We start from the raw sequence: 6,140 nt of genomic DNA on the forward strand, positions 1-6,140 counted from the left end.
GAGCGGGGAAACGTCCAGAAGGCCTCGAAGCTCGCCGAGCGCCTGATGAAGGCCGAGCCCCCGGCCGGAACGGTCCGGAAGATCGCCCAGATGCGCCTTGAAAATGGACATCCGAAAGCTGCCGTTGAGGCCTACAACCGTGCGATGAAGCAGGGAGCCCAGCTGAAGGCAGAAGATTACTTCAACCTCGGGACCGCTTATCAGAAGATCGGGAAGCTTCCGAAGGCGCGGGAGATGTACCGAACGGCGATCAAGAGAACGGAGGACTTCGGGCGCGCCTACATTGCGATCGGGGACCTCTACGCGCAGGCCGTAAACCAGTGCAGCGGCGGGGACATGAGCCGCACCGACCGGGCCGTCTACTGGGCCGCCGTGGATAAATATCGGAAAGCCAAGCAGGTCGATCCCTCGGTGGCCGCCCAGGCCAATCGCAAAATTGAGACCTACAGAAAGGTGTTTCCGACGAAGGCGGACATTTTCTACCGGAGCGCCTGGAAGACCGGAGCGTCCATGACGATCGATTATGGGTGTTACTCCTGGATCGAAGAAACGACGACGGTGCGCCCGGCTCCGTCCCCCAATTGAGGCGGGTCAAGCGGTAGGGCCCCTATCCTCGTTGCTGCACCGTTGTCGAGTGGGGCAGTTGTAATCCCCCGGTCTGGAGAGGCTGGTTATTCGGAGCCTGCTGAACTGGTGGGGACGGCGTTCCAGCCGATAAAAAAGAGCCCCGCGACCTTCGCGACCTCCGGACAGATGTATCCTACGTGAGCGTAGTCGGCATTGGGCACGGCCTGTCCCTCAATAATCACCTTCGCCTGCTTTTGCAGGACGGGGAGCACCCAAGCGGTCTGGACCGCAAGAGTTACAGCCCCCCAGCGGCTGTCCAGCGGATGTCGGAGGCCGGCGCAGAGGCAAAAAGCACCCCGAGCAGGATCGCCGCAAGCCCAAGCTCGGCCCTGTTTACGGCACCGAATACATGCCGCCCGACGCCGAGGCCAATCTCCTCAGGGACGGTCGGCGCATTGAACTTCACCCGGGCCCCAAGGGCAATCCCGAGAAGCCCTCCGGCCCAGATGAAGCTCGCGGTCTGAAGGAGACGGAGTGCCATACTTTCAAGACGTGGAGATGTTAGCAGCGAAGAGAATCGGGGGCAGCAGCGGAACCTCGCTGCTCCCCCGATGAATCTCACCCCTTGAACGTATGCACTCGGCCAAAGAGGTCGTGCGGGCCCCAGATGCCGCTGCGCAGGCACTCCAGCTGCACGATCTGACTGTGGTCGACAAACAGGTTCACCTCCGGCCCGTAGTTCTGGACGTACCACGGAAAAACCCGTGGGTCGGCCGCCTCGAACATGATGTTCTCCAGCCCGAGCTCATCGATAAACTGGGCCGGCACCTCCGTCCGCATCTCCGGCACGTTCTCGGTGATCCCCTCACTCTCCATCATGATCTGGTAGGCCCCCGCCTCGAGAAACCGGCGGGCCTGCTCGATGGCCCGAGAGGGATCCTGCTGGCCGATCTGCTCCAGCTCCTCGGTCGTGGTGGCCCCGCCCCCGGCCCCGTGCTGGATGCCAACCTCCGGCTTGGCCTTCAGGCCCGCCTCTTGCACCGCCTCGATGAGCCGGAGCCAGTCGTCGGTCGGCAGCGTAATGAACCCCGCCGAGACCTCGACGATGTCGAAGCCGAGACGGGCGCACTCGTCGATGTACTGATGCACCGCGTCGGGGCCCTGGGAGAGGACGTGCTCCATGAACCCGCCGGTCGAGACGAGCACGTCGTGGTCGTGGGCGAGGTCGAGAAGCCCCCGGACCTCCTCCTCGGGCATGAGGCTGAAGGAACCGCCCGAAAACTTGAGGTGGTCGACGTAGTGGCCCATCGTGGAGAGGAGGTCGCCCAAATAGTTGGGCCCCATGACGCTGTAGTAAGGGCCGCGGATCTCGGTAATGCCCACCTCACGGGGCTTTTCGCCGCGGTCGTTGGTGTCGAGAAACTGGAAGGCGCGTCGGGGATCGCCGGTGACGTCGGTTGGCATAGTGGCTTGGCTGGTTGTTGATTGGATGCAGAGAGAATGGTCGATCCTTGCCTGCTGTCGGCCTCCGGTCGTGATGTGTGACTCGCGAAGCCCACACCTCACGCCTCACTCTTCACGTCTCATTCTTCAGGCGCTTCTACCTTCGCCAGAAGCCTGAAGAGATCGCCGGCCGGGAGCGTTGCCAGGTCCTGCACGGCCCCAATGATGTCGTCTCGAAGCGCGGCGTCGGTGTACGGTTCGGCCAATCGCGCAAACTTCTCGGAGACGGTGTCCCAGGACATCGGGCGGGTGTGGAAGCCCTCGTAGTCTTCCTTGTGCGTCTCGTAGACCTCCCCATTGGCGTGGATGCGAATGTCGCAGACCATGTGGCCGGGAAAGCGGTCGCTGTAATCGGGGGTCTCCTCCACGTGAACCTGCCGGAGGAGCGACTGCACGTCGTCGGCCTCAATGCGAGACTGTTCGTACTGGGCAGGCAGCACCTGATCGTCGAGGAGCGCCACCGCGGTCATGTAGTGGAGGCTATGGTCGGCCTCCTCCTTCCGCCGCACGACGGTCTTGTCTCCCTCCTCCCCCCCGCCAATGATGTCGAACGCGACGTCGAACGTGTCGACCTCAATCTTGTCGATCGCGGCGGGGTCGATGCCGCGTGAGCGCTTCAACTCCAGCGCCCCCTCCAGGGTAGCCTGCGAGTGGATCTCGGCGTTGTACTTCTTGATGATCGTGTCGGTGACGCGTTCGAGGTCTTCCGCGCTCCAGTCGATCTCGAACTCACCCGCGATGGAATGCATGAAGCCTTTGTTGCCCTCGAAGACTTCGGGGGGCCCGGTGATGCCGCGTTTCGCGAGGAAGGCCGAGTGGGTGGCCGTGAAGCCCGTCTCCGGGTAGGCCAGGCCTTTCCAGTTCGAAATCTCCCCGGTCCGCGTGACACGGAGCGCGTTGTGGGCCGTGCCGCTGATGGCAATCGCATTCGCGGTCTGCTCCGGATCCAGTCCGAGGGCCTTGGCCGCCCCGGCCGCGGCGGCGTACTGCCCCTGCACCGTATGGTCGAAGCCCTTCGCCCTGACCGGCGCCTCGTCGCTGAGCCGACACTGCACCTGGTAGGCCACCGCAAGGGCCGTGAGCAGCTCCTCCCCCGATCCATCGGCGTACTCTGTAGCGGCCATCACCGATCCCAGGTTATCGCTCGGGTGACAGGTTTCCCCTTCTGCCAGGTAGCTGTCGTTGTAGTCGAGGTAGCGGACGAGGGCGCTGTTGTAGAGGGCCGCGCGGTCAGGGGCCGCCTGCCCCCCGCCGACGAGGGTCGCTTGCTTGGCTCCACCAAAATCGTCGAGATGTGCGCGGAGTTTCCGAATCGGGGCTCCGTCCAGGGCTCCGATGGCACACCCGAGGGCGTCGAGCACGCGAACTTTAAGTTGTTCCTTAGCCCCCTCGGAGAGGTCATCGTAGGAGGCCTCTTTTACAAATCGAGCAAGACCGTTGACAACAGGCATAATCGAGAGCAGGTCGCTGAGCTAAGACTTGCGATGATGTTGACGGTTCGTGAGGACGAGAAGGCCCCGTGGGCGACGGAAGGGCTACCCGGGGAGTCCTGGGCGAGCCCTTCCACCTCGGGTTTGAGAATCCAAGGAGACCCGAGAGTGGAAAGATCAGCGTGTGTAAACTTTAGTCCTCCCGTATTAAAGAGTTTAACACTATAAACTATTTTGTACGGATTCAGAGGCTCTTGGCCCGAAATCCATCCCTCTTTCTTCGTTTGCGAGGTCGACTCAGCGGTCTCCACAGCAGGCAGGGAACGACTGTCTCTTTGAACCCTCGCTCTCTGCAGCGAGGAGCGGGTTTACGTCAGGGTCGTCCTGCCGGAGATTGAAGCGGAAGCCTGCCGGACAGGCCCGGTGGTTTCAGATGTGCTGGTGACGGCCCGTCGGAGGTCGTGCCGGGAGAGCGAGGCTGCGGTGGGGGCGCGCCGGGCCAAAACATAGTTTTCGGGCAACCGGGGATCTTGTGACGGGTGTTTCCATCCGGGGACAGGTCACTAACGAGGTGCGGACTTCGACGGCTTATGGTCGGGCCCCGGGAAACTACCCCCCACAATCGGTCCGCAGTCGGGTGGGAGCACGCCGGAATCCGTGCCTCTAACGGTGCCGGGTCAGAGAGGCCTCCGTATAAGGTGCATCCGTCCGCGAACTTGCAGGTCCCGTCAGTTCTCGGGCAGCTCGTCGGTGGTCGTCATCAGATGACGCGGTATCTCTTCCGGGACTTTCCAGAGGTAGAGGGTCGCCCTTCCGGTGCTATCCTCTACGCGAATCGTCTTGGCCGGCTCCCAATCTCCCATCCGAAAGTCGTGCGAGACAATTCGGTCTCCAGGGTCCAACTCTTGGAGAAGCTTCGGGCGCAGCTCGACGTTGATCTCTGGCCAGAGGTAGAGGGTCACCACCGTCGCCTCACTGAGATCGGCCTTGAACAGGTTTTTTTGGCGGAATTCCACCTGATTGGCGACGCCGACCTCTTTGGCGCGGGCACGGCCTTCGGCCACCAGATCGGGATCAATCTCGATCCCAACGCCCCGGGCATCGTGCTGCATCGCGGCCGTGATAGGGATGCGCCCGTCGCCGCTCCCGAGGTCGTAGACCACATCCGTGCTCGAGACGCTAGCCACCTCTAGCATCCGGTTCACGATCCGATGTGAGGTCGCTACGAAGGGGACGTCTCTGTCGATGGTATCGGGGGGCGAGGCCGGTGCGGGACCTTCGGGCACCAGCACGGAGTCAACAATCTGGGCCATCCCAGTTGAAGGGGCCGCTGCGACGAGGGCAAGAATTCCCATGATGGCGAGAAGGAGCGTGCGAAAACGGTGGCCCATGGGTGCACTCCGCGGTTGATTTCGGAGATCGAGAATGACTGATCTTCTGAAGTGCGGGTCGCCGGGAATAGGCGCCCCCTGATCTTTCCCAAGCGCTCGCATCATCACGACTGGAACGCTCAGCGGAACCTTCCTCCGTCCCGGCCCTCGGCCTGCGTGGGTTGGGGCCCTTTCCCTGCCGCTTTTCACTGCACAGTGAACGAACAACGGTCTGCGCCCGGGGCAATGAGGCAGAGAGCAGAAATGTTTGACCGCTGACCCATCGGGCGGCCTACTCGGAAGTCCCAGACGCACTTCTGTGGAATGGAGGAGTCGTCTCCAGCGCGGGTAGTACCTCTTCACTGGTCTACGGCCCCGATCCGTCGACCCAAATGGCCGATTCGTCTAACACCCCGAATCGCCCCCCGCCACTGCGAACTTCTTTCTTCGCACGCGCTGCTTTCGAACCCGATCCTATGATCTACCATGCACAACTTCCGCTTCTTTTTCCTCACGAATCGTACGTCTGCCGACGCCTCCTTCCTCCTTCCCCGGAGGCTCTTCCGGGTGGCGGCCAGCCTGATTCTGGCCGCAGGCCTCAGCTTCGCCGGCCCAGCGGCGGTCCCCTCCGCCTCTGCCCAGAACTCCTCCGCTGCTCACGCACAGACAGGCTCTGCCCACTGGCAGGCCCACTTCGACGAGCAGGTTGCCCACGCGCTACGGCAGCATCCTTCGATGCGGACGACCTACATTCAAACCGTGCTCCGTGTCGCCGACGACCACAAGCGCCTGGATCTCTCCCGAACGGTCGGCGCGCTTCTTGACATCATCAAGGAGGACTCGAGCCGCGAGCACCGCCTGATAGCCATTCAGGCCCTCCACGCCATCGGGGCCGAGCACGCCGGAGAAGAGCGCTACCGGCAGGCGCTGGACCGGCTCTACGCCCTGATGCAGAAGGAGTCGTCTGAACGGGTGCGCGACGCCGCGGCGGAGACGCTCACGCAGTACACTAAGAGCGGATAGAATCTGATGGGAGAAGGGGAGAGCCCATCGTATCGAGCCCACCGTATCGATGACCGTGGGAGCGAGCCCACACTTCGCTCCACTCGCTGCGTCCGTCTCGGAGACCGCATGGGGGTCTCCGGGGCGGACGTGCTATATTCTGGGGATTTGCCCGACGCTAGCCCAGGTCGGATCCGGAGGGAGGGTTTACGCCATCGTCGTTCTGGATGCGTTCGATCACCTCCTCCGCCGCGCTGGCGTAGTCCCG

At 62.8% G+C, this 6,140-nt stretch carries 7 protein-coding genes; 2 read left to right on the top strand and 5 right to left on the bottom strand.

The features are described from left to right. The coding region (locus tag ABEL04_RS12215) for a tetratricopeptide repeat protein (RefSeq protein WP_375802672.1) at positions 1 to 585 on the top strand (585 nt) is incomplete at its 5' end. Positions 586 to 671: 86 nt separating this feature from the next. Here the strand turns inward: ABEL04_RS12215 and ABEL04_RS12220 are convergent. From ABEL04_RS12220 to ABEL04_RS12240, 5 genes are all read right to left on the bottom strand, one after another. Next, on the bottom strand, positions 672 to 839 hold the full coding sequence (locus ABEL04_RS12220) for a hypothetical protein (RefSeq protein ID WP_375802673.1): 168 nt from the start codon (positions 837 to 839) through the stop codon (positions 672 to 674). A 23-nt stretch (positions 840 to 862) separates the two neighbouring features. After that, positions 863 to 1,108, bottom strand: a complete 246-nt coding sequence (locus tag ABEL04_RS12225; RefSeq protein ID WP_375802674.1) for a hypothetical protein — start codon at positions 1,106 to 1,108, stop codon at positions 863 to 865. A 77-nt stretch (positions 1,109 to 1,185) separates the two neighbouring features. Next, complete coding sequence (locus tag ABEL04_RS12230) at positions 1,186 to 2,031, bottom strand: phosphosulfolactate synthase (protein ID WP_375802675.1); 846 nt, start codon at positions 2,029 to 2,031, stop codon at positions 1,186 to 1,188. A gap of 119 nt (positions 2,032 to 2,150) precedes the next feature. After that, positions 2,151 to 3,521 (bottom strand): MmgE/PrpD family protein, encoded by a 1,371-nt coding sequence (locus tag ABEL04_RS12235; protein ID WP_375802676.1) that lies wholly within the window; start codon positions 3,519 to 3,521, stop codon positions 2,151 to 2,153. Between the two features lie 707 nt (positions 3,522 to 4,228). Beyond that, positions 4,229 to 4,891 carry an SAM-dependent methyltransferase gene (locus ABEL04_RS12240; protein WP_375802677.1) on the bottom strand — a complete coding sequence of 221 codons (663 nt, stop codon included), beginning with the start codon at positions 4,889 to 4,891 and terminating at the stop codon, positions 4,229 to 4,231. A 465-nt stretch (positions 4,892 to 5,356) separates the two neighbouring features. On the opposite strand from ABEL04_RS12240, the gene ABEL04_RS12245 reads away from it, so the two are divergent. Next, positions 5,357 to 5,893 (top strand): HEAT repeat domain-containing protein, encoded by a 537-nt coding sequence (locus tag ABEL04_RS12245; RefSeq protein WP_375802678.1) that lies wholly within the window; start codon positions 5,357 to 5,359, stop codon positions 5,891 to 5,893. Positions 5,894 to 6,140: the final 247 nt, after the last annotated feature.

Source organism: Salinibacter sp. (assembly GCF_042218895.1).
GTDB lineage: Bacteria > Bacteroidota > Rhodothermia > Rhodothermales > Salinibacteraceae > Salinibacter.